15 protein-coding genes, 2 tRNA genes, 1 other RNA gene and 2 pseudogenes are annotated in these 24,174 nt (G+C 59.1%); 13 read left to right on the top strand and 7 right to left on the bottom strand.

Going from position 1 to position 24,174, the window contains the following annotated elements:
* A partial coding sequence (locus J8I82_RS34315; protein WP_209764233.1) for an IS3 family transposase occupies positions 1-525 on the top strand: 525 nt, incomplete at its 5' end.
* A gap of 189 nt (positions 526-714) precedes the next feature.
* Here the strand turns inward: J8I82_RS34315 and J8I82_RS34310 are convergent.
* Positions 715-2,115, bottom strand: coding sequence for an ISNCY family transposase (locus J8I82_RS34310; RefSeq protein WP_209764230.1), 1,401 nt, complete (start codon positions 2,113-2,115; stop codon positions 715-717).
* Between the two features lie 150 nt (positions 2,116-2,265).
* On the opposite strand from J8I82_RS34310, the gene J8I82_RS34305 reads away from it, so the two are divergent.
* The 4 genes from J8I82_RS34305 to ssrA all read left to right on the top strand — a co-directional run bounded on the left by J8I82_RS34305 (position 2,266) and on the right by ssrA (position 5,980).
* Positions 2,266-2,709 carry an excalibur calcium-binding domain-containing protein gene (locus tag J8I82_RS34305; RefSeq protein WP_245180462.1) on the top strand — a complete coding sequence of 148 codons (444 nt, stop codon included), beginning with the start codon at positions 2,266-2,268 and terminating at the stop codon, positions 2,707-2,709.
* A 295-nt stretch (positions 2,710-3,004) separates the two neighbouring features.
* The gene (locus J8I82_RS34300) at positions 3,005-3,553 is read left to right on the top strand and encodes a DUF2726 domain-containing protein (RefSeq protein ID WP_209764249.1); all 549 of its coding nucleotides are present in this window, start codon (positions 3,005-3,007) and stop codon (positions 3,551-3,553) included.
* A 7-nt stretch (positions 3,554-3,560) separates the two neighbouring features.
* Positions 3,561-3,941, top strand: a complete 381-nt coding sequence (locus J8I82_RS34295) for a DUF4124 domain-containing protein (protein WP_209764217.1) — start codon at positions 3,561-3,563, stop codon at positions 3,939-3,941.
* Positions 3,942-5,620: 1,679 nt separating this feature from the next.
* Positions 5,621-5,980, top strand: a transfer-messenger RNA (tmRNA) gene (ssrA, locus tag J8I82_RS34290).
* Between the two features lie 421 nt (positions 5,981-6,401).
* Here ssrA and J8I82_RS34285 read toward each other — a convergent pair.
* Positions 6,402-7,313 (bottom strand): LysR family transcriptional regulator, encoded by a 912-nt coding sequence (locus J8I82_RS34285; protein ID WP_209764209.1) that lies wholly within the window; start codon positions 7,311-7,313, stop codon positions 6,402-6,404.
* Between the two features lie 110 nt (positions 7,314-7,423).
* Between J8I82_RS34285 and J8I82_RS34280 the strand changes: the two genes are divergently transcribed.
* From J8I82_RS34280 to J8I82_RS34260, 5 genes and pseudogenes are all read left to right on the top strand, one after another.
* The gene (locus J8I82_RS34280; RefSeq protein WP_209764208.1) at positions 7,424-8,590 is read left to right on the top strand and encodes a mandelate racemase/muconate lactonizing enzyme family protein; all 1,167 of its coding nucleotides are present in this window, start codon (positions 7,424-7,426) and stop codon (positions 8,588-8,590) included.
* A gap of 35 nt (positions 8,591-8,625) precedes the next feature.
* Positions 8,626-9,618, top strand: coding sequence for a tripartite tricarboxylate transporter substrate-binding protein (locus J8I82_RS34275; RefSeq protein ID WP_209764193.1), 993 nt, complete (start codon positions 8,626-8,628; stop codon positions 9,616-9,618).
* A 164-nt stretch (positions 9,619-9,782) separates the two neighbouring features.
* Complete coding sequence (gene dctA / locus J8I82_RS34270) at positions 9,783-11,117, top strand: C4-dicarboxylate transporter DctA (RefSeq protein ID WP_209764190.1); 1,335 nt, start codon at positions 9,783-9,785, stop codon at positions 11,115-11,117.
* 54 nt (positions 11,118-11,171) lie between these two features.
* Positions 11,172-13,490 (top strand): annotated as a pseudogene (locus J8I82_RS34265) (NADP-dependent malic enzyme).
* Positions 13,491-14,087: 597 nt separating this feature from the next.
* Positions 14,088-15,173 (top strand): restriction endonuclease, encoded by a 1,086-nt coding sequence (locus J8I82_RS34260; protein WP_245180461.1) that lies wholly within the window; start codon positions 14,088-14,090, stop codon positions 15,171-15,173.
* 314 nt (positions 15,174-15,487) lie between these two features.
* Here the strand turns inward: J8I82_RS34260 and J8I82_RS34255 are convergent.
* A tRNA-Leu gene (locus J8I82_RS34255) sits at positions 15,488-15,572 on the bottom strand.
* A gap of 1,600 nt (positions 15,573-17,172) precedes the next feature.
* Between J8I82_RS34255 and J8I82_RS34250 the strand changes: the two genes are divergently transcribed.
* The 3 genes and pseudogenes from J8I82_RS34250 to J8I82_RS39755 all read left to right on the top strand — a co-directional run.
* A complete protein-coding gene (locus J8I82_RS34250; protein ID WP_209764183.1) occupies positions 17,173-17,541 on the top strand; it encodes an HNH endonuclease in 369 nt (122 codons plus the stop codon).
* A 470-nt stretch (positions 17,542-18,011) separates the two neighbouring features.
* Positions 18,012-18,099 (top strand) — tRNA-Ile (locus J8I82_RS34245).
* A gap of 133 nt (positions 18,100-18,232) precedes the next feature.
* A pseudogene (locus J8I82_RS39755) lies at positions 18,233-18,367 on the top strand (SOS response-associated peptidase family protein); the annotation flags it as partial.
* Between the two features lie 98 nt (positions 18,368-18,465).
* Here the strand turns inward: J8I82_RS39755 and J8I82_RS34240 are convergent.
* From J8I82_RS34240 to J8I82_RS34225, 4 genes are all read right to left on the bottom strand, one after another.
* Positions 18,466-19,683 (bottom strand): hypothetical protein, encoded by a 1,218-nt coding sequence (locus J8I82_RS34240; RefSeq protein ID WP_245180460.1) that lies wholly within the window; start codon positions 19,681-19,683, stop codon positions 18,466-18,468.
* An 18-nt stretch (positions 19,684-19,701) separates the two neighbouring features.
* A complete protein-coding gene (locus tag J8I82_RS34235; RefSeq protein WP_209764247.1) occupies positions 19,702-22,365 on the bottom strand; it encodes a DEAD/DEAH box helicase in 2,664 nt (887 codons plus the stop codon).
* A 909-nt stretch (positions 22,366-23,274) separates the two neighbouring features.
* Positions 23,275-23,625 (bottom strand): helix-turn-helix domain-containing protein, encoded by a 351-nt coding sequence (locus tag J8I82_RS34230; protein WP_209764172.1) that lies wholly within the window; start codon positions 23,623-23,625, stop codon positions 23,275-23,277.
* Positions 23,625-23,927: a type II toxin-antitoxin system HigB family toxin gene (locus tag J8I82_RS34225; protein ID WP_209764169.1), complete on the bottom strand. Its 303-nt coding sequence runs from the start codon at positions 23,925-23,927 to the stop codon at positions 23,625-23,627. The genes J8I82_RS34230 and J8I82_RS34225 overlap by 1 nt, the downstream gene beginning before the upstream one ends.
* Positions 23,928-24,174: the final 247 nt, after the last annotated feature.

The following is a 24,174-nucleotide window of genomic DNA, read 5'->3' as shown; positions in this document are numbered from 1 at the left end:
CTGATTGCCAGGGATTTCCATTCGCAGGCGCCGAATCAGAAATGGCTGACGGACATCACCGAATTCCAGCTTCCGGCGGGCAAGGTGTATCTATCACCCATGATCGATTGCTTTGACGGCAAGGTTGTAAGCTGGTCAATCGGCACGAGGCCTGACGCGCAATTGGTCAATAGCATGCTCGATGATGCCATCACGACGCTCACCGATAGCGACAGGCCCGTAGTACACAGCGACAGAGGCGCGCACTATCGTTGGCCGGGATGGCTGCAACGCATCAACGCGGCGGGTCTCGTCCGCTCCATGTCGCGAAAGGGCTGCTCACCTGACAATGCTGCCTGCGAGGGCTTCTTTGGACGCCTGAAAAATGAGATGTACTACTGTCGCGACTGGGCTGGCACGACGGTAGAGGGATTCATGCACAAGCTAAACTCGTACATCCAGTGGTACAACGAGCGGCGCATCAAGTTGTCCTTGCAGGCAATGAGCCCGGTCGACTACCGGCGCCACCTGGGAATCGCAACCTAATTCAGTCCAAGAAATCGTCCGCACCCCCTCGCGGGCAAAGTTGAAATGTCCGGTGTGTCTTCAGTTTGCTTGGTCAGTTTTTGGGTTTCCTGTAAGGCAGTGGTGCTGGCCTGACACGGACCAGTGCAGCTCAGGGTGAGGTTGTCCTACCAGCGGCGCAAGTTCGATTTCGCAGCAGGAAGCTTGGTTTCAGTTTTCGGTTCCGTTACGCGGCCACGATTGCTTCTGCAAGCGCTCTAGCCCTTCCAAAATATCGCTCGGATCCAGTGAGCGCTGGGACTTTTTGCCAGGTGGCCGTCCGCGCTTGCGAGGAGGTCCTTCAATGGTATGCAAAGAGCGAGATCGTGTGTTGTCGCGCTTTTCCTGAACATATTGGGCCAGCTGCAGCACATGTCCGAGGCGCTTGTTGTCCACGATCGCGCCCTGGTTCACTTCCGACAACTTGTCATAGGTGGTGAAGGTTAGCGCAACCCCGTTCGCCCGTGGCTCTATCCGACCATCAGGATAGTGATAGACATCAATGTAGTGACCGGGAAGTTTGCGATGCTCCGGCGTATCCGCCAACAGATAGAGCATTTTGTCGAACTGGATCGTCAGGCTCTTGGACACACGACGGGGCTCGCGGCATGCAAAGATCAGATCCAGGTTTTCATCCGATCGCAGCGGTCGATGGGCGTTATGGCTGTTGCGCGGCACTTTGGCAAAGCGCGCGTTGTAGTCGGCGATGAACTCACTGGCAAACGCGTTGGCAGCCTCCATCGTGTTAATGCTTCGCAGACGTAGTTCCTTGACCAACCGGTCTTGCAGCGTCTGGTGCGCCCGTTCAACACGGCCCTTTGCCTGGCTGCTGTTGGCGCAGATGCCTTCAATGTTCAGCTCAAACAACGCCCGGGAAAACTGGGTATGACCGTCGCCACCGGTGGCGTGGGGATGGTTGACGCGAAAGATGCTGGCCTTGTCGCTGTAGAACGCCACCGGCTTGCCGTGGCGCTCCAAATATGTCCGCGTCGCAGCGAAATAGCTGAACGTGGACTCCGTATAGGTAAAGCGCAGCTCCATGATCCGGCTGGTCGCGTCATCCACGTAGACCAGCAATGTGCACGCCGGCGCCCGATCCTCGAACCAGCGGTGATCGCAGCCGTCAATCTGAATCAGCTCGCCATAGCAGGCGCGCCGGTTACGAGGCTGGTAGACCTTCGGCGGCCGCTGTTTGCGCGGCACCCACAGGCCAGCTACTGTCATCAGTCGGCGAATCGTTTCTTTGGACAACGTCAGTCCATGGCGCTCGCGCAGCTTCTCGGTGGCCAGGGTCGGGCCAAAGTCGGCGTAATGCTCGCGGATCAGGCCAAGCGCTGCAGCCTCGCGATCGGCCGATAGCCGGTTGTTGGCGGGCCGACCGCGCTTGCGGGACACCAGCCCGGACGGGCCTTCCTGCCGATAGCGCTCTAACAACCGCCGGAACTGCCGGTCGGTGATCTGCAACCGTTCGGCGGCCACGCCGGGCCGCAACTGACCATCCACGACCGCCTGGACGGTCTTGAGCCTGTCTAACTCGCGCATGCTTACTGTAATGACGTCGGTTCTAGCCATCGCCCGGGCGCTCTCCAATGCATTCAACTGGGCAGGCTGAATACCACGAAGAGCGCCTCAAGCGGACATTTCTGCTTTGCTAGAACCGGACATTACCGCTTTGCCGCTACATTGTCAGCCGCGGCAAAGTGGGAATGTCCGTGCCTAGACATGCCAGAGCCGGGCAGGGCGGACTCATCCCGCCTGGGCGCCAATTCGCACATCAGTCCCTCCAGAATCCTCATTCCGGCAGGGCGGCAGACCGACAACGATGTTGTTGTGGCATCCTTGCATTTGGAGAATAAAAACAGGGTTGGGGTCAACATGTACAAGAGCTTGCTGCTAGTCGCAGTCGCCGCGGCCGCTTTAATCTACTACAAAACCCACGCGCCGCTGAAAAACGTGGTGGTTGACGCCGAGCCACAGCCGATCGCGGTTTCGATTATTACCCCAACGCCGGAGCCAGTCTTCCGCTGCGAGGGCAAACAGCACTGTAGCCAGATGGCTTCCTGCGCGGAAGCCCGCTTCTACCTAAAGAACTGCCCAGCGGTAAAAACGGATGGGGATGGTGACGGTATTCCATGTGAGACGCCACCTCTCCAGTGCACGTTTTGACGCGCCGATGAGGTAGTCCATGCGCTGCCGTCGGCGATAGTTTTCACGAAGACGTGCGACACCGGGAAGGCGCACGCGGCAAGGGCCGAGGCATGCGGCGGATTTGCGGCCGTCGCTTCGAGCCGGAACGCCGTTCGGACTCCAAGCACCAAGGCCGCTTCCGAAGTACAGCCGGCGTTGGTCCCACGAGTGGGACAGAGGCCGGTCCAGCCCCACTATGGAGGGGTGCTGCTAGCCTGCCCCAGCGCTTAGCATCGCGCTCAAACAATAAGCGCAGGAGGGTCAAGTGAAAGCGATGCTATGGCTGGTGTTCCTCTTGGCAATTGCCATCGTTCTCCTGTCGATACTGAAGTCTGCAGCGGCAGGCGGGAACTCCACCAGGGAATTTCGTTTTGTTCGTAGATCTCCATTCTTGCGGCAGGATGAGATACAACTCTACGAACGGCTGACAGTCGCGCTCCAAGACACGCACGTGTTTCCCCAGGTCGCCATGTCCGCGTTTGTGCAGCACAAGGGAACGTCACAAGCCGCCAGAAATCTGTTCGCTCAGAAGTATGTCGACTTCCTCGTCTGCGAGCGAAAAACCATGCGACCGCTCTATGTCATCGAGTTGGACGGCGCCTCGCACGGTAGCGCGAAAGCACAGAAGCGCGATAAGCAAAAGAATGACGTTCTCGCATCGGCCGGAATTCCGATCATGCGCTACACGTCCAAGGACGTGGATCTGAAAACAATCCTCAGCGATTACTTCAGTGTTGTCCCGCCTCAGCCGACCGAAGGCGTTGGTTCGTCAACGCCAGACAATGAACGAAAGCTGCGGGCTGTTCGGGCATCGGGTGCCTAAAGTTACCATGCTGAGATTCCTGACGATCGCGATGCTCGCCATGGCCACGAATGCCGCGAGCCAGACCATCTATCAATGTCGGAGCGCCGCGGGACATGTCACGTTGCAGGATGCTCCCTGCCAGCACGACGCAAAGACTGAGGTGGTGACGAAATCCATCGGCCAACGAAACGCAGAGTTTCGTGCTGAACCGTCCTCATTCTTCGACCCGAAGGGACAGGAGCGGCTAGCGTCAAACATCATGTGCCCGTCGCTGCGCCAGTCCTACCGGGCAGCGGTTACCCATTCCGAGCGAGTAATGCTCACCCATAATTCGGCTCAGATCCAGCAAGCATCAGAGGCTGTACAGCGAGCCGGTGCGCAATTATCCAAGTATCGATGCGAGTAAGAATTCACCCCCCTTGCGCTCGCTATCCCTAGTCAGCAGGTCTTACCAGGGACCACATCCTGCGAGGTCGAAAGAACGTAAGACGCTCCGCCCTCTGTTAGTCGTATCTTAGCGACCCATAGCGGACAGTCAATGGGTAGCCGTGTCCAGTTTTCCTTCACAGTGCCATTGACGAGGCGTTGCAACAGAACTAACTGTGTCTTGCCGCACTAATCAAGCCGCCGAGTTCTCACAGGGAACGGCTTGCCCGTCACAAGGACGATAAATATATAGCCTCTACTGCGCGGGTCGTCGACAGGTACGAATCGGCAAAATACTTGCGCTATATTTTGGATGCAGGCAAGTTCATTCTGCTGTCTGAAGCTGGGAGGAAAATAGGTCTGTATCTCTTTGCTCGTACTGCTCCGGTATTCGCAGCCAGGATCACAGGACACAATCTTCCAGTCTTTGCCTGGCAACTTACTGGAACCCACCCATTTGTTACCGGAGCGGCTAAATTTATATAACACTCCTGTCGGAGTACGATCCTCTTTTAGCCACTCATAGGTACCCGCGTCCCGGTCCGACAACTCGGCTGCCCACGCGACGGGGTGCAGCACGGTGAATGTTAGTAGCAAAAGCAAGCGTATCCCGCCCATATCCGTATCCTATCGCTCTCAGGGTTTTAGGCTCACCACACCAAGGAACCTCTCAGCATATCAACCGATCGAGAAATGACGCGTGACATATGTGTGCTGACGCACTACAGAACTCGTTGACGGAAGTCGCGGGCGGACCAGAATTACGGCTTAGGCGCGGCCTCGGCCAGCCGCCAACTGACAGGCCACGGCTGTCTCTGACCGATCCGTAGCAGCCATTTGGCAACTGGCCAGTTTCCGCTTACCCATATTGAATTCTATTTTGCTCAACATGATCGGGATTTCTCTCAAAAGCGCGAGGTATCGAGCTGAGTGTTGGTTCTTGCCGCGTCTGTTAGATTGCGCACAGAGAAGGGCTGTTCAGCGCAATATAAGTAAGCGAGCTCAGGTAAAGAGGACATTGCAATCACCCCCCAAAAACTACCGCATCGTGTGCCGAGAATCTATGCTTTTCTATCCAAAGGCAGCGCCGTGGAGGATCCACTCGGCTTGAAGACTATGATCATGCATATTCCCGTTGCAAAGATGGTTATGGTTATGTTATTGAGCTACTTTATTTCATGTACTTACAAATTCGCGAAACTAAAAGAGATTTTACGTGAAACGAACGGACCAATGTACTCACCGGATCTGAAGGACAGGGTTACCATCAAAAATTCAATTTTAAAAACAGAAATGGGTCGGTGGCGCCGACGTGGATTGGTTGCGATGATAGCCGTGGGATTCTTATACCTTTTTGTAGGTCCAGACACTGCGATCACGATACGCCTCAAGTAGATCAGATGGCCAATGAAGCGCGATTGGAGAGGCGGTCGAGTGGCCGAGAATGGCCGCAACTGCCTTACGCTACCCCAAAGGGCCAATGGTTAGCAGCTGCGCCTGGTTGGGAAGTAGGTGACGGCGACAATGCAGGAAAGGGGCGGTAAGGCACGATAACGAACCCTTATGAGCGGCGCACAGAGAATTCGCCGGCAGATAGTTGGATGGGTGCACAAGAGTCGAGGGACTCTGGGCAGCTCAAGGGTCTCGCGCCTGCGCTGTACGCGTAAGCTGCCTTGACGCTGACGGCAGGAGGCGTAAAATCTGTAGGGTCGGGTGCCGCAAGGTTCCCGATAATGGTTGTGAACCTTCTTCTTGAAGGCCTTCTGGACGGCGGTTCGATTCCGCCCAGGTCCACCAGAAGCACATTGCACGGGTAGTGCGCTTCTGATGGGCCTGACTTGGTTTCGACAGGGGGAGATAGGGTCGTGAGGCAACCCGTCAGAGAAGACGTTAAAACTAAATCGAAGTAAATGCTAACGACGAAAAGTTCGCATTGGCCGCCTAACAGCCGCCTTGGGTTGTAACTGACCTCGAAACAGAAAAGTTACTGACAAGGGCTCCTTCGGGGGCCCTTGTTCATTTGAAGGCTTGGCATCGATGGCAGCAGCGAATACTCGGAAATGCTCGATCACGACGGCAAATGACAGCTCCTCCTGGCGTGCCTCAATGACCCCGCCTGCCTACTTCTCTATGCTGGCGAAAACAGTCCCTACAGCGGCCCAAGCTATAGAACCTTGAGGCCCCGTCCGAAGTGTGACGCAAAAGTTTAGACATTATGCCGGGTATGTCTCGCGGCACGGTCTGCGGTATCACCGACCTGGTCGCCGGCGAGAAGCCTTCGTCATCCGCGGGGCAGGGCGGTGCGGCAAGTCACGGATCTCCGCCCCGCAGCCGGTCGTCTCTTCGCGACCCATTACGGCCGTTCCATGAACTCCGGCTGAGAGGCCCGATTAAGCCCCATAGCAGTCGCACGAGCGTAAGCGGAAGTCTCTACTGCAAGTTATCCCATCTCTTCGGTCGGTTTTTGAAATTTGGCGACCAAGAAGTCAATGAAAGCGCGCGCGCGCGCTGTCTGGTTGCGACGCTGCGAGTAGTAGACAAAGAGGTCGGCCGACGGCAGTTTGAACTGTGGTAAGACGACTCGCAACCGGCCGCTCTCCAGATACTTTGCCAAGTCCCACTCGGAACGGATCAGGATGCCGTGCCCATCGAGCGCCCAGCCGAGAACGATATCCCCGTCGTTGCTTGATAGCGCCCCCGCGACCTTCACACTTTCGTGATGCCCTGCCTGCTCGAAGCGCCAGATGGCGTGGGCTTCGTCGTTCTGTCGGTGAATGATGCAGCGATGCTTGTGAAGTTCGGACAATGATTGCGGCGATCCGAATTTGTCTAGGTAGACCGGCGAAGCACAGAGAAAGCGACGGTTCGACATGATACGCCTAGCGCTCAACCGATTATCCGGCAGCGTCCCAAACCGGATCGCCAGGTCGACACCACTGTCCACCAGGTCTACAGGGCGGTCCGTGACTTCAAGCTGCACCTCCACCTGCGTATAGCGCTTTGCAAACTCGGAAACCAGAGGCGCAATGGTGGTCCGTCCGAAGCCGAGGGTCGCATTGACGCGGAGCAGTCCACGCGGTTCGGCGCCGCTGCTCGCCACAACGCTCTCCATCTCCCGGAGGTCGGCCAGAATCCTTTGCGCATACGCCAGATATGTCTCGCCTTCGTTCGTCAGGCTAATGCGCCGTGTGGTGCGGTTCACCAGACGCACACCGAGGCGGCTTTCCATCAGGGCAAGCCTCTTTGTCGCTGCGGGGGGCGTCAGATCGAGTTCGCGCGCCGCTGCGGCTAAAGAGCCGTGCCGAGCGATCAGAACGAAGAACTCCAGTTCGGACGCGATCTCAGTCTTCACTTTGGGAGAATAATGAAATGAAAGTGGTTCAATTGTAGTACGCCATTCCGCGCCTAAGCTACGTACTCCGACGCCCCAGCGTTCATGTCATGTGAGTCAGGAGACACATTGTGAGAATCGTAGAAATTCGCGAGAAGACCTTCCCGATCAACTCGCCCATCCGCAACGCCTACATCGACTTCAGCAAGATGACCCTCAGCCTGGTTGCCGTGATCACCGACGTGATCCGCGACGGCAAGCCGGTCGTCGGCTACGGCTTCAATTCCAACGGTCGCTATGGCCAGGGAACCCTTATGCGCGAGCGCTTCATTCCCCGCATCCTGGAAGCCGATCCGGAGTCGCTGATAGATGCCACCGGCAACAACCTGGATCCGCACAAGATCTGGGACACCATGTTCAAGAACGAGAAGCCGGGTGGCCATGGCGAACGTTCGGTGGCCATCGGCACGATCGACATGGCGGTTTGGGATGCTGTCGCCAAGATCGAAGGCAAGCCGCTGTTCCAATTGCTGGCCGACCGCTACGGCAATGGGCAGCCGGACCGCAAGGTGTTCGTCTACGCCGCCGGCGGCTACTACTACCCCGGCCAGGACCACGGCAAGCTGAAGGACGAGATGCGCGGCTACATCGACCGCGGCTACACCGTGGTCAAGAAGAAGATCGGCGGCGCTTCGCTGGATGAGGATCTGCGCCGCATCGACTCGATCCTGAGCGTTTTGCAGGATGGTCAGAAGCTCGCCGTCGACGCCAACGGGCGCTTCGATCTCGACACCGCCATCCAGTACGCCAAGGCGCTCTCCCAATACGATCTCTTCTGGTACGAGGAGCCGGGCGATCCGCTGGACTTCGAACTGCAAGCCACGCTGCGCAACTACTACGACAAGCCGATGGCCACCGGCGAAGACCTGTTCTCGATGCAGGACGCCCGCAACTTGATTCGCTACGGCGGCATGCGCCCGGATCGCGACTACCTGCAATTTGACTGCGCCCTCAGCTATGGCCTGGTGGAATACCTGCGCACGCTGGACATGCTCAAGCAGCATGGCTGGTCCGCAAGCCGCTGCATTCCGCACGGCGGTCACCAGATGTCGCTGAACATTGCCGCGGGCTTGGGCCTGGGGGGCAATGAAAGCTACCCCGACCTGTTCCAGCCATTCGGTGGATTCCCCGATGGCGTCAAGGTCGAGAAGGGCTACCTCACGATGCCGGACCTGCCCGGTATTGGCTTCGAAGGCAAGTCCGACCTGTATAGCGTGATGCAGCAACTGTCGGCTTAAGCCGCAGCGTTTCAAAAACATAAACGGAGACAACCATGTGGATCAAGCAAGCGGCCACCCGCGCCGCCACCCTATGCATTGTTAGCGGTCTCTTCGTCACATCCAGCTACGCCCGTGCCGAATATCCGGAGAAGCCGGTCACCTTGGTTGTCCCGTTCGTGGCTGGCGGCCCGAGCGACAAGATCGCGCGAGACGTCGCCGAATCGCTTCGCAAAACGCTCGGCACCACGGTCGTAGTTGAGAATACCGCTGGTGCCGGCGGTACCATCGGTACGGCTCGTGTCGCCCGGGCGACCCCTGATGGCTATACGCTGCTGGTCCACCATATCGGCTTGGCGACGGCGCCCGCGTTGTACAAGAAGCTCGGCTACAAGACCTCGGACCTGGAGTCCCTGGGGCTTATCAACGAGGCCCCGTCGACACTGATCGGCAAGACCGCGCTACCGCCAAACAACCTGCCCGAACTCAAGAAGTTTATTGCGGCGAATGGCGGAAAGCTGAACCTGGCCAACGCAGGCGTGGGCTCGGCGTCGCACCTCTGCAGCTTGCTGCTGCAAAGCACGCTGAAGAGCGACATGACTTTCGTACCGTACAAGGGAACGGCACCCGCGATGTCCGACATCATGGGCGGGCAAGTCGATCTGATGTGCGAGCAGGCCACCAACAGTACGCCGCAGATTGAAGCCAAGAAGGTCAAGGCGTTTGGTGTAACAAGCGCCCAACGCTCGACGGTACCGGCTCTGGCGAGCATTCCGACACTCAACGAAGCCGGCTTGCCGGGATTCAACTTCACCGTCTGGCACGGTTTGTATGCGCCTCGCGGTACTCCGCCGGCCGTACTCGAGAAGATCAACAAGGCCCTGCGCGCAGCGCTGAAGGATCCGGCGCTCATCAAACGTGAAGAGGCATTGGGCATCACGGTTGTCACCGACGACCGTCTCTCACCGGCAGGCCATAAAAAATTCTTCAACGAAGAAGTTAATCGGTGGACGAAAGTCATCACGGACGCTGGCATTCAGCCGGAGTGACTGCATAGCGCTCCCCACCGGGTGCGGCGCCTGGTTTGGTGCCGTCCCGTCTTTCCCCAACATTCTTGATCGCCAGGTGGCTCCGATGTACTGGAGCTGCCATAGGGCCCCGTGCGTCCGAAGCTTGGCGGTTGCACCATGAATCGCACCTGCAGGAGACAACAGTGCGGCCTTCATTTCTGAAGAAACACCTATCGAAGCTTTACGTTCAGGTTCTCATCGGCATCGTTGCCGGAATCTTGCTCGGCCACTTTATGCCGGATCTCGGTGAACAACTGAAGCCATTGGGCGACATCTTCATCAAGCTGATCCGGATGCTGCTGGCGCCCATCATCTTCGCCTCGGTCGTGGTCGGTATCGCGAGGATGAACGATATCCATGAGGCCGGCCGCGTCGGCGTGAAAGCGGTCATTTACTTTGAGATCGCGTCGACCGTAGCGCTCGCCATCGGCCTCATCGTCGTCAATGTGTTCAAGCCCGGCCACGGCATGAATATCGATCCCACACAGCTCGATGGCGGTGCGATCAAAGCCTACACGACTGCAGCAGAGCACCACACGATGCTCGACTTCCTGATGAGCATCGTGCCTAACACTGTGGTGGGCGCGTTCGCGAATGGCGAGATGCTGCCGATCATCTTCTTCTCGATGCTCTTGGCCATTGCGTTGGCACGGCTCGGTTCCCGCACGGCACCCTTCGTCGACATGCTTGATATGTTCCTTCACGCCATGTTCGGCGTGGTCAGGATCGTGATGCATGTGGCCCCGATCGGTGCGTTTGGCGGCATGGCGTTCACCGTTGCCAAGTACGGCATCGGTACGCTGGCGTCATACGGCGAATTGATGCTCTGTCTCTACCTGACGTCCATCGCGTTCATCGCCTTGGCACTCGGTGCGGTGATGCGAACATCCGGCCTGTCGCTTTGGAAATTCATCCGGTACATCAAGGATGAGATTTTTGTGACGCTGGGAACGGCCTCCACCGAAGCGGTCCTTCCCCAAATGCTCGTAAAGCTGGAAAAGCTTGGCTGCGCCCGCCCCGTGGTTGGAATGGTCTTGCCGACTGGCTACACGTTCAACGCCGATGGCACCGCAATCTATCTGACGATGGCGACGATTTTCGTGGCGCAAGCCATGAACATTGATTTGACTATCTGGGACCAACTGATCGTCCTTGGTGTGCTGCTGCTGACGTCAAAAGGATCAGCGGGGGTGGCTGGCGCCGGCTTTGTCGCGCTCGCTGCAACACTGGCTTCGATGAACAAGATTCCTGTGTCGGGACTTGTGCTGCTTCTCGGTATCGATCGCTTCCTGAACGAGGCGCGCGCAGTCACTAACCTGATCGGAAACGGCGTGGCAACGATTGCCGTTGCACGATGGGAAGGCGCCATTGACATGCAGAAGGCACGAGACGTCCTAGACGGGCGTCGAGATGAGCTACTTGACGACGCTCCAGGTGAGGCCAACGAGCCCGCACTTGCACCACGTCCCAACCACTAATAGCTGGGTCCCGGCCGCCAACGCCGCCGGAACGAAGCACTGCCGGAACTCCACATGAACACCAGGACTGCTGCACCGAGCTTGCGCGAAGCCGCGCTTGAATATCACGAGTTTCCTTCGCCGGGCAAACTGACCGTCTCGCCGACGAAGCAATTGCTGAACCAACGAGACCTATCCCTCGCCTACTCTCCGGGGGTTGCTTACCCCTGTGAGGAGATCGTTGCGGACCCCCTCAACGCTGCCCGCTATACCGCCAGAAGCAATCTTGTAGGCGTGGTCACAAACGGCACTGCCGTGCTGGGACTTGGCAACATCGGCCCTTTGGCTGCCAAGCCCGTGATGGAAGGGAAGGCTGTGCTGTTCAAGAAGTTCGCCGGCATCGATGTCTTTGACATCGAGCTCAACGAGAGTGACCCTGAAAAGCTGGTAGAAGTGATCGCCGCACTGGAGCCGACGTTTGGCGGCATCAACCTGGAGGATATCAAGGCCCCCGACTGCTTCACAGTCGAGCAGGGCTGCCGCTCGCGCATGCAGATTCCGGTCTTCCACGACGATCAGCATGGTACAGCCATCGTCGTGGCAGCGGCGATTACGAATGGCTTGCGCGTCGTGGGCAAGCATATCGCCGAAGTGAAGTTGGTGGCTTCCGGCGCGGGGGCGGCGGCGCTGGCATGTCTTGACCTGCTGGTTGACATGGGGATGCCGCTTGAGAACATCTTCGTGACCGATCTCGCCGGCGTCGTCTACCAGGGACGAAAGGAGTTGATGGATCCGCACAAGGAGCGCTTCGCACAGGACACGCCCGCCCGCAGACTGGGAGAAGTCATTAACGGCGCCGACATCTTTCTTGGGCTGTCAGCCGGTGGCGTGTTGAAGGAAGAAATGGTCAAGGCAATGGCACCGCAGCCCTTGATCTTCGCCCTGGCCAATCCGACCCCCGAGATTGCGCCGGAGATCGCGACTGCCGCGCGTCCCGACGCCGTGCTGGCAACAGGCCGGGCCGACTATCCCAACCAGGTCAACAATGTGCTTTGCTTCCCGTTCATTTTCCGCGGGGCGCTGGATGCCGGGGCGACGACCATCACGCGGGAAATGGAAATCGCCACCGTCAACGCCATTGCGGAGCTGGCGAGGCAGGAGCAAAGCGACATCGTATCGACAGCGTACGGCATCAAGTAGCTGAGTTTCGGACCCGAATACCTGATCCCGAAGCCGTTCGACCCGCGCCTGATCGTGAAGATTGCCCCTGCGGTAGCACAGGCGGCCATGGATTCCGGGGTTGCTATGCGGCCCATCGAGGACATGGAAGCGTATCGCCAGCATCTGCAACAGTTCGTCTATCACAGCGGCAACCTGATGAAGCCAGTCTTCCAGCAAGCGAAGAGCGTCGCTTCTGCCAGAAAGCGCGTCGTGTTTGCAGAGGGAGAAGAGGAGCGCGTCCTGAGAGCGGTGCAGATCGTCGTCGACGAGCAACTGGCAACGCCAATCCTCGTCGGGCGACCAGATGTCATTGCGAAACGCATCGAGAAGTTGGGCTTGCGCCTGCGCCCGGACAGCGACTTCGCCGTGGTCAATACCGAACACGACCCGTGTTACAAGGACTTTTGGCAGTCGTACTACCGGATCATGGCTCGCCGAGGCATCAGCGAACAAATGGCGAAGCTGGAAATGCGGCGCCGTACAACCTTGATCGGCGCCATGCTTGTCGAGAAAGGGGAGGCCGATGGCATGATCTGCGGGACGGTAAGCACACCGCATCGACACCTGCATTTCATCGATCAAGTTATTGGCAAGAGACCAGGTGCCAATGTGTTCGCTGCGCTGACCGGTCTCGTGTTGCCGGGACGGCAGATATTCCTGGCCGACACCCATGTCAATATCGATCCGTCTGCCGAACAACTGGCCGACATCGCCGTCATGGCAGCGGAGCAGGTGCGCCGGTTCGGTATTGAACCCAAGGTTGCGTTCGTTTCGCACTCAAACTTCGGAACCAGTGACTCGGCGTCGGCCCAGAAGATGCGTAGGGCTCTCCAAGAATTGCGTGAGCGCGCTCCGCAGTTGCAGGCAGACGGCGAAATGCATGGTGACATAGCGCTGGATGCGAGCCTACGCACGGGCAACTTCGACTTGGGGTTCGAGGGCAATGCCAATGTACTCATCCTGCCGAACATTGATGCCGCAAACATCTCGTACAATTTCCTGAAAGCAGCCGCGGGTAACAACGTGGCGATTGGTCCTATCCTCCTCGGTGCTGCCCGGCCAGTCCACGTGCTCACCGAGTCCGCGACGGTGCGACGCATTGTCAACGTGGCTGCGCTCCTGGTCGCCGAGGCGAGTGATCGCGAAAAGGACGCCAATATTCTGCAGAGCTGATCGCAAAATGAACGACGCAGGCTTTGACGCAAGCAAGGCTGCGCTCAGGCAGGCTTCTGCATCGCTTGCCGGAACGGCGCTGAAGGAGCTGCCCGAGCAGGAACGACCCCAGACGCTGGAGCAAGGCAGTTTCGCCACGAGACGAAACGTTCGACGCGGCATCGATGATCGAGTATGCAGCCGTGGCTGTCGAGTTAGTCTGTAGCAGATTCCTGCATCGGAAAGCGGTGGGTCGGCCCAGCCATTACGAAGCGCGCATTGGAGAGACTGGCATTGCGTTTGCTCTTGCGCAGTAGGATGGGAGCTAGTTGAACGTCTGTAGATTGACGATGTTCGGTCAGAGCCGTATTCGTTGGTGGCCGACCGCTTGTGGCCGTTCCTGGACGCAGGCAGGCTGATGATCTCGGTAGGCGGGCACTCTGCTTAAAATCGGTCCACCACTTTGAACAGATGGCCGGCGGCCAACTGCTGCACTGATTGCTCGATGCACCACCACGAAAGCCGCCGACTCAAGGCGGTTTTTGTATTATTGGAGCAACTGATAAACGGTCGATGTATGTGGCCGGACTACGTTCAAATTGGGCTACGGGAGATTTTATGAGCAAGATGTGGATGATCCGGGCCGATGGCGGCCGTCTCTACGAGGATTTTCGCGATAGGGGGATCGCCGCTATCGGATGGACGCAGCTTGCTCGCCATGCCAAGCCGGGCATGACGAAGAAGGAACTAGCCGATCTGCACCTAACCATCGCGCCGGAAACGAAAGAAAAGGTGGCGGTTTCAGTTGCGTCGCAGGTGTGGCGCTTCATGAATGAAGTCAGCGTGGACGACTTGGTTGTTACATACTCGCCAGCCAACCGCACTTACCTGGTCGGCAAGGTAACTGGTGGGTGCGAAAGCCGGGCTGACCTGATGGATGCGGGCATGCCACTGGCGCGAACAGTTGTGTGGCAAGAGCCGGAGGTCAACCGCGATGGTTTGACTGATGCCGCTAAGACCAGTCTCGGATCAATGCTGGCGGTGTTCGTGGTGCCCACGTTCGCTGCACACGAATTGCTTGGCACAACCGCAGATCAGTCGGGTCAGGATGTCCCGGAGGTGACGCAGGAACCAGCAGAGGGTGAGCCATTGTCAGAGATGGAATGGTCCGTCGATGCAATCAAACAACTTGAATGGAAGCGGTTTGAGATGCTGTGCGTGTGGTACTACGAGGCTATGGGCTTCACTGTCGATACGGTGCCGCAAGGGGCTGATGGTGGTGTCGATGCGACCCTGTACATGAAGGGGAAGTCTGATCCCATTGCATTGGTCCAGTGCAAGGCCTGGCGTGCCCCGGTCAAGGTGGAACCGGTCCGGGCGCTTGGCGGCGTCATGCATTCCAAGAAGGTCAGGCGGGGTATCTTCTGGTCGCTGGCAGGTTTCATCGGCCAGCCGGTGCAGGACTACGCCAAAGAAGCAGGCATTCAGTTGCTGGACGGTGCGGGCATTGTTGAACGAATCAACGCCTTGGATGCTGAAAAGCGAGATGAATTGTTGGCGCGGGCGTTTGAAGGTGACTACCAGACTCCAACCTGTGTAGCCTGCGGCGTAAAGATGGTGGTCCGTCAAGGCGACGGCGGGTCTTTTTGGGGTTGTCACAACTACCGGAAGGGATGCAGGGTTAGGCTTCCCCGTGCCGCCTAGTCGGTGTGGCAACGGGGGTGCCCATGAAGTCAGCCGGTTCTCGCCTGAACGCCGGGTTCGCCGTGAAGTATGACGGTCAACTGCGCCGCGATGCGATTATGCCGAAGCTTCCGGTGTCGCTACTGTCGAAACCAATTTCTTTGCGGTCCGCTTTTTCGCAACGGCTTTCACCGCAGCCTTCTTTGGGGCGGCTTTCGCAGAAGCTTTGCTACCGGCCACAACCTTTCTCGGGGAGGCCTTCGTGGCGGCTGCTTTGCCTGCGGCCTTCTTGGCGCCCCCAGCCTTTGCGTTCGGTGCATTGCCGGTAAGTTGCTTGGTGCCGACGGTGAGACTCGAACTCGCACAGCTTTCGCCACTACCCCCTCAAGATAGCGTGTCTACCAATTTCACCATGTCGGCTGGGGAGAAACATATTGCCCGGTACCGGGTTTCAGTCCTTCAGGACTTTCGCTGGGGGAGTTATCCCTCGCCTCAGCCACCATCGGTGGGCGTCGTTTCAAGTCTAGCATTTTATCTTAAATTTCTTGCTGTTCACGACTCTGACCTGAGTCTTGGTACGACCGAGATGTGGCGTTTCTGCTGGGCTTCCCGCTGGCCATCCTTCGCCGTCGGTGCCGGGCTTGCCCCGACGCCCACCGCGCAGGCCGCTGCCTCGGCAAAACAGTGCAGGGGGACGCATGAGTTGTGGCGGTTCTGCCATAAGCGTTCAGCTTTGCCATGGTTGCCTCTCTGTTGGATGAGTTGTGCCTGAAGCGCGCGGGTCAGGGATGATTTCGGTCCCCAGTGGGTGGCACATGTCTCCGTAGGGGCTATGTGGCTCCAGCGCTCGCGTTGGGACATGCGTACGCGCCCCGGCACCGTCAAATTCAACAATGACCGCGGTGGAGCTTGCTATGCGGGTGATGGTCACGCGCGCGCCCCGAAATGTCCACGAAGTTTGAATTTGATAGGGGCTATTTCGATATGCCTTGCGACGTTGCTTGCTGTTCATATCGGAAACCGCTCAACCTCCTGGCGCCCTGCGGTCACCCTCAACACCCGACGACAATTGTTGGCCAGTTTCAACCCCAAGCGCCACTGCGCGGAGAGAATGGTGGCAAGCGATCTCACGATGCTCGGAGGAACGTCGATCCTGCGTGGTCTCTTTCGGCGTAGGGCTTGGAGTTGCCTATCGTCGTCCGCGGCGCCCAAGGGCCTTAAATTGAGGCTAGTCATAAGTCTGGTCCTGATCGTGAATGATATGACGTTGTCTGAGACCAAGTCGGCGTCTTTCTGTTCCAGCCTCTCTCATCCTTCGGACACCTATCCTACTCATAAGCCGCTGATTTTTCTGCTCTTTGGCAGCCTCAGATGCGCCTCGGGCTTCTGTCGACGGGGCTCTACCTCGCGGCTGATCAGATGCGAAATAATCGCAAAGCAGACCGAAGTGTAACTCCTGGTGTTTGACCGGCCAGCAGTCGTTTGCCAGTTTGAGTCATTCGGCCCCGGATCTTCGATGACCGTGTTGGCACTGAACTTCGGCCATTAGCGGAACGATGTGCGACTACCGTTTTGGGTCGGTCACGCACGGGCGCGACTTGGCGGTGGGAGCCTGCCGACAGCTGCTGACTTTCCGTCTCACGGAGGAGAGTCAGCGAATGTCCCGAGTTGCGCCCCCACGTGCTCGTCGGCTTGCGGTGCCTTCCTTTGGATGCGCCGACGCCAAGGATCCGAAGGCCAATGGAATCAACCAGAGTCGATCTGCAGAACGGTTAAAGGCTAGTTCACGCAACCGATTCTCCTTTTGGTGGTATCGGACACGGTGCACTGTGGTGATTTTGCAAGGGCGGGCGCCGCACCCCTTGTGCATTCGGAAATTCTGAGGCTACACTTTCTTCCGTCAGTCTCCAATTCGGAGCTGATTTGGTGCCCAGCATAAGCTACTTAGCTGGTCCCCGTGTATGCCTTCTACGGGCGAGCGGGTTTCGAAGTCTGAAATCTCCTGATATAGGACCGCTCAATGCCCAAGACCCTCGCGCTTCTGCGCACCCTCGCGTTTCAGCACCAATCCGGTCGTTGCTACTACTGCTGCTGCCCCATGTGGCAGAAATCCCCGGAAGCATTCGCCGCGACCTTCCACCTCTCCAAGCGCCAGGCTCACACCCTGCAATGTACGGCCGAGCATCTCCACGCGCGAGTTGATGGAGGCGATGACTTCGGGAGCAACATCGTGGCCGCCTGCCGGCTGTGCAACGCCCGCCGGCATCAACGCAAGGATGCGCGGGACGCGATCAATCACAAGGCACACGTTGCGCGGCTGATAGGACGCAAGCGCTGGCATGACCCATGGGTTTTCGAGAAGGTGTTGCATTCCGGTGTGAGGCGGTGAGCCCGTCGACTATCAGCGAACGCGCGCCGTCACTCAACGCAAATACCAATGGCTCACTGCGGCCAGGTGCGGCAGCAAGGTCCGTGGCTACGCGGAAATCGGCTTTGCGCGGCGGATCAAATCCGCCTTCAGATCCGTGAACTCCTGCACCGACAAAGCACCCTGCCTGCCGCAGCTTCGCCAGCATCATGAATTCGTCGGCGAAGGACAGTCGTTCTGGCGCCGCCGGCTTCGGGGCTGTGATCGTAAGAGAGGCTTTGCCCAATCGTTGCGTTGGCGGTACGGTACTTCGCCAACGGTCGATGACGGAAGCAGGACGCACAGCTTAGCGCCTTGCCGAATGCTCAGCCTAACCGGGGGGCCGAGCCAATTACCTTCAGCAATTCAGTGCCGGCCTCAATCAACCCGTCGCGAGAGGCGATCGTGGCAAATTCTGCGAACTTCAGGGTAGAATCTCGCGCGTCGCCACAGGACCGGACGCCGTGTTGGTTGCAGGCAGCGGACTCATAATCCGCCGGAGATATCCCACCGTGGGTTCGAACCCCACCCGGCCCACCAGGTTCGCTCTTAGACCCACCGTTTTCAAAGCAAATCAAACATGCCCGGCCTCGATGACCGGTGCGGCAGAGACATGCCGCCTTGCCACGCAAACCTGCAACTTAGCGTCCTTTTGGGCGTTTGGAGAGGCCGACACGATCGTTGGATCGTGCCGATCCAGAGCGAGCACGTCGACGCATGGCTGCACCTGAATCCGAAGAACCTGGCGGCCATGGCAATCCTGAATGACCGGCGGCATCCTTATTACGAGCATCGCCTGGCTGCTTGACCTTGGCCTGTAGGCCGCCGAATGCTTGCAGGCGGACACCGCCGACGAAAGGGGCCACGCGCGACTATGCTGTACGCGTGGACCGGGAGCGGTCCGGCTTAGTCGTTGACGGCGTCCTTGAACTTACTGGCGCGCTTTCTTGTTGCTGCCTTCTTCGGGGTTGCAGTTGGAGGCGAGTTCGCCGCGTTTGTCTTCTTGGCCAAGACGTTGCCAGAGGTTGATTTACGTGGCCCCGCAGATGGCTTGACTGGTAACGCCTTTGTTACCGATTTATTGTCCTTCACAGCCTTCACGTTGGCAGGTGGCTTGCCGGTTGTCGAGACAGCCGACGCCTGCTTCGCTGTCACCTTACCTGCTGGCGGCTTTAAGTCCGCTACGTTTGCTTTACCGGCAACAACATTGCCAGAGGTTAATTGACGTGGCCCGGCGGATGGCTTGACCGGCACCTTCTTTGATACCGATTTCCTGTCCTCCGCAGTCTTCGCATTCGCAGGGGACTTACTAGCTCTCGAGACGGCGGACCTGGTCGCCTTCTTCGCTGGCATCTTACCTGCCGGTGGCTTGTTACGTCCGGCAGCCGGCTTCGGCAGGGGGTAAGCGTCGGCCATCTCGATCCCAAACACATCCGCCACCAGGGCGTCGTCGAGCACCTTGCTGGTGGTAGGTCGTTTGGTGGATTTGGGCAGGCCAGCGCCGGCCTGCCTGACGAGATCACTGGCCTCGACACGGCGCAAGGTGAAGAGCAATTCCGGCTGTTGGTCGAGCCGCGCGCCGACGCCGTAGAGTACGGCAGCAACGTGCTTGCACATTGACGCCCAGTCCGGACAACTGCAATTGAACTTGATTTCTTTTGGCACCGGGAAAAGGCCGGTGCCAGGTTTGCAGATGCGCTCCATCACGGCTGTCGAGAGCTTGCCCTGCAACAGTTCTACGATCGAATCGATCGACCCGGCGCAATCGGCTCCGATCGCTCGCCATTGCTTTGCAGGACACGCCGTCACGGTCACAGCAACCGTGTAAAGGCTCGAACCCATGACCTGCGCGCGGACTTCGCCTGCCGTAATCTGAAGGTCGATCACGGAACCGTTACGTACATAGGTACGGCCGCGCGGTAGGCGGTTGGTATAGTCGCTGTAGCCTTCCAGATTGTCGCACCAGGCCTTGCCCCAGAAGGTCTTGGCGATGGCACCGCGATACGACGCAATGGGGGACAGGACCGCACCAGCCTTCGTCGCCTTCGCGGCAGCCAGTTCCGCCTTTCTTCTGCGCTCGGCTGCCGAGACATAGGGCTTCCATCCCCCGTAACCGTAACTCATTGTGGTTCCTCTTGACGATCAGTTCTCTTGCGCGGCATGCACGTCGAGCTTCACGAGGTCGAGCAATTCACGATCGCTCATCTCGGTGAGCAGGAGTTCTGCGCCGCCCTCCAGCACATCCTTCACCAATTGCTGCTTCACGTCGATCAACTGGTCGATACGGTCTTCGACCGTGCCCCGGCAGATAAACTTGTGCACCAGGACGTTCCTCTTCTGGCCGATACGAAATGCGCGATCGGTGGCCTGGTTTTCCACGGCTGGATTCCACCATCGGTCGAAATGGATCACATGCGACGCCGCGGTGAGATTCAGACCGGCCCCGCCGGCCTTGAGCGAAAGCACGAAGAAGGGTATCAGTTCGTCTTCCTGGAATCGCTTGACCAGTTCGCGGCGTTTGGCTACCGGGGTGCCGCCATGGAGCACCAGACCTTCGCGGCCAAAGATCGACCCCAGAAATGCCGCCAGCGGCTCTGTGGTCTCGCGGAACTGGGTGAATACCAGCACCTTCTCCTGCTTGGCGGCAATGACTTCGGCCAGTTGGCGCAGGCGGGCAAACTTGCCGCTGTCTTCCGCCTGCCAGGCCGCGTCGCCCAACCACTGCGACGGATGGTTGCATATCTGTTTGAAGCGCATCAGGAAGCTGAGCACGACCCCCTTGCGACCAATGCCTTCGGCGTCTTCAAGTGCGGCAGCCAGGTCCTTCACCGCACGCTGATACAGTGCCGCCTGGTTCGGGCTCAGATGGCACCAGGCCTTGAGTTCGGTCTTGTCCGGAAGGTCGTCGATGACCCGCTTGTCGGTCTTCAGGCGGCGCAGGATGTAGGGCCGCACGAGCGTTCGCAGCGGACCGAAATGCTCGGCCTTCGCCAGCCGCCTGGTAAAGTTGGCAAAGACTTTGTCTGAGCCCAGCAACCCCGGGTGGGTGAAATCGAAAATCGACCACAGATCGGACAGGCGGTTCTCCACAGGGGTTCCGGTCAGCGCGATGCGCGACTGGGCCTGGAGTTGCTTGACCTGCCGTGTTTGCTTGGCACCCGGATTCTTGATTGCCTGGGCTTCATCGACGATGGCCACGCGCCATTGGATGGTCCCCAATACGGGCTGGCGCAAGAGCGAGCCAAAGCTGGTGATGACGAGATCAATGTCTGCCAGCCGCGCGGGGTCCAGCGCACGCAATTCGGCCGCCGGCATGACTGACGGATGGGCGATCAGTAAGCGCAAGCCGGGGGCAAAGCGCTCGGCCTCTGCCGCCCAGTTGGCCAGCAGCGATGCGGGGGCAACCAGCAGACTGGGCCGCGCCTCGGCGCTTTCGCGCTTCAGCACGAGCAGCAGCGAGAGCACCTGCATGGTCTTGCCCAGGCCCATATCATCCGCCAGGCAAGCGCCCAGTCCGAGCCGGGTGAGCAGGTACAGCCAGCGCACGCCAGCCTCTTGGTAGGGCCGCAGGTTGGCCTTGAGGTCTGATCCCGGGCTGACCAGCGCCAATCCGTCTGGCTGACGCAATTCCTGCAGGATGTCGGCCAGCCAGGGCCCGGCAACCAGTTGCGACCAGTCGCGGTCCGCGGGGTCGGCGCTGTCGTCGAGCGAAACCCCTGCCAGAAGGCGTAGGGCCTCATTCAAGGGCAGACCGCTTTGCGCCGCCTTTTCCATGGCCTCGAAGCGCTTCAGGAGGCGACCGAGCTTTTTCTTGTCCACCTCGACCCAGCGACCACGGATGAGTTGCAAGCCGTCGGCGCCTTTGAGCAAATCCCTGACCTCGGAGGCGTCAAGACGCTCGCCGTCGAGGGAGACCTCCATGTTGAAATCGAGCAACGCGTCCTTGCCCAGCAGCGAAGGCGGTCGTGCTCCGACGCTGGCTTTCACAACGGGACGGGCAGGGCGGCCCGCCTGCCAGACGCTTGGCAGGCGGACGACAATTCCGGCGCCGTCGAGGTGGGACAGGTCCGAGAGAATGCGATAGGCGTCGACGGGCGTCCAGCGCAGCGGATGGTAGATTTCGCCGGTATCTACCATTTCGCGAAGCCAATCGCAGTGTTCCGCGGCGCGCTGCACCGGCAACAGTAACGACAGGAGCTTTGCCTTGCTCCTGGCTCCCGAAAATTCCGCCAGGGCTTGCGACAGTGGCTGATGTTGCGCTTTGCCGTGGGCCGACACGCGCGAGGTGTAAGTCGCCAGGAAGGCGAACGGGCACTCCGGGTCCCGCCGGTTCTCAGCGAGGTTGAAATGCACACGGCCGACGAGATTCCAGGCCGGGTGGCGCGATTTGAGAAAATCCTGAAGCGAGACGTTGGCGGCCGCAAGTTCCTGGTGCAAGGCCGTATCGATCTCGCCCCACAGCGTGGCGAGCACATCTGGCGTTAGATACTCGCCGCCCGTCATCGGCGGCGCGTCGGCAATCATGGCCTCAAGATCTTCGGCCGCCGGCGTTGCGACCTCGATCTCGCCGTCCTCGGACGTCGCGCACAAGGCCGTGACATAGCGTGCGGAAAAATCCCGCCACCAGGCCCATGCCGAGGGCAAAATGCGGCCGATTTCCGCCGCGCCCAACTGCAGCAGGCCATGCCCCGCGCCCAGTGCAAAGGCACGCTCAAGCCGCAGTCGCGTTTCATCGACCAAGAGGGGCGCGCCGTCCTCCGGCACCGCAAGCAGATGGCCGCCGGGCGTCAGGTGTGGCACAAGCATGTCGGAAGCAGTCAATGGCGCCCGTCCCGATCGCGGTGTTGCAGCAAGCGCTGAAGCCGCATGTTTTCCAAGGAATCGGTTGTGGAATCAACCAGCAGGCCATCCGGCCTGGTGCGGACTGGGCGAATTGCCGCGTGCGTCTGGTTCGGCCGGATTATCGGGTCGAACAACCGACCGGGGTATGCCTGGCGGCTGCGTTGTACATGACTTGTGAACGGTCTTTGCATCTGCTGTAGGGCAATCTGTTTGCTACGTATTCACTCACGGACCCTCGCTCCCGGCTCTGCGGCCGGCTGAATGTCCGAATTTTGCCAAAAGAAATTCGACTCTCCGTGAAAGGGTACCGAAACCTGAGCCACACGAGATAGGATGCCGATAGCAGTTGCCGCCCCCGTGCGGCAAAAATCAACTGGCGCACTTGTTACCAACGACCAAATGGCGGAGTGTCCGATCGCCGTCCCGGCGGTGCACGATCGACGGCTGCGCCCCGGGACCGTGGCCACGCCAGGCGGCATCTATGACTGCATCCGTGCCGATCTCGGACGGATGTCCGTGATCGCAAAGGCCGCTTCAAGCGGGAATCGGTGGCGAGATCATGGCGGCATGTCAAGAGGGGTAGCCATGTTGCCAGCCAAGATTATCGAACGCGCACGCAAGGGCGCACCGGAAATGCCGGAGAAGCCGCGGTCGGTGAATCTGACGCTACCGGCTGGGGCAGGCGCCGTGCATATCCATTGCACCGTGAACCTCAAGAAGCTCGCGGAGATGCGGCGCGGTCTGCCGCGCCCGCGCGTCGCGCTGGGGTGGTTCCTGCCGTCCGACAACGAGGAAATGCTGCGCTATAGCGCGTCCGTGCAAGATGCGATTGCGGACGGCACTATCAAGGCAGCGGTGGCGCTCACGCGCCCCCTACGACAGCAGGCTTTCGTAGGGGATGCGCAGGCCATCATGCAAACGCTTGACCATGCTCAGGCTGAGCTTGCGCTTGCGGTTCAGAACCTCAGACACGCGACCACTGGAACCAATGAACGGCTCAAGATCGCGCGGGGTGAGGCCCTGCTGATCCAACCGAAACTTGATCGCCTCGACCGGATCGGAGGGGGGAATAGGGTAATGCTCTTGCTCGTAGCGCTCCACGAGGATCGACAAGACTTCCAGCTCATCGCCTTGGGGCGAGCCGACCGGCGCGCCCCATAGCTGGCCGACACGCTCCATGGCAGTGTCATAGTCTTGTTCGGTACGAATGGGCTTGATATCCATCACACGCTCTCCGCGTCAACTTTGTCGTATTGGGCGTGGGTGCCAACGAAACGGACCCACCCGATCTGGCGGTCATAGTCGATCGCCAGGATCACGCGATACTTGTTCCCGGCGATATTGAACACCACGCGACCGCCCTTGAGGATGCTGGCTGTCCGTAGTTCGGCCTTCACATCCTGTGGTGTCGCATATGTCACTTTCTCCATGTGGCGATACCACTCCGTCAGGGGCGATATCGCATCTGTATACGCGGGGTCGCTCTCCCAAAACTCTCGCAGCGTCCGCCGCGCAATGATCCGCATCCTTTGACACTCCCATTTTGGGAGTATTGTACTCCCGTTTTGGGAGATTTGCGTGTCTCCGCAGGAGCTACCACAAGGATTTTGATGCTACACATGGACGGAGCAAGCCATCGGCCGATGAGCTGCTGCCGTGCACCGGAAAAGTGCTGGGTTTTATGTTCGTTCAGGTCAGCGCCGCCGCCGTGCCGCGGGCGCTCCGGGGGGCGCTGGTCGACAGCAACCACATGCCCAGGTACTGGGCCGCGGT

This window comes from Cupriavidus consociatus (assembly GCF_017814975.1).
Classification (GTDB): Bacteria; Pseudomonadota; Gammaproteobacteria; order Burkholderiales; family Burkholderiaceae; genus Cupriavidus; species Cupriavidus consociatus.
This window is presented reverse-complemented; position numbering and strand designations above follow the sequence as displayed.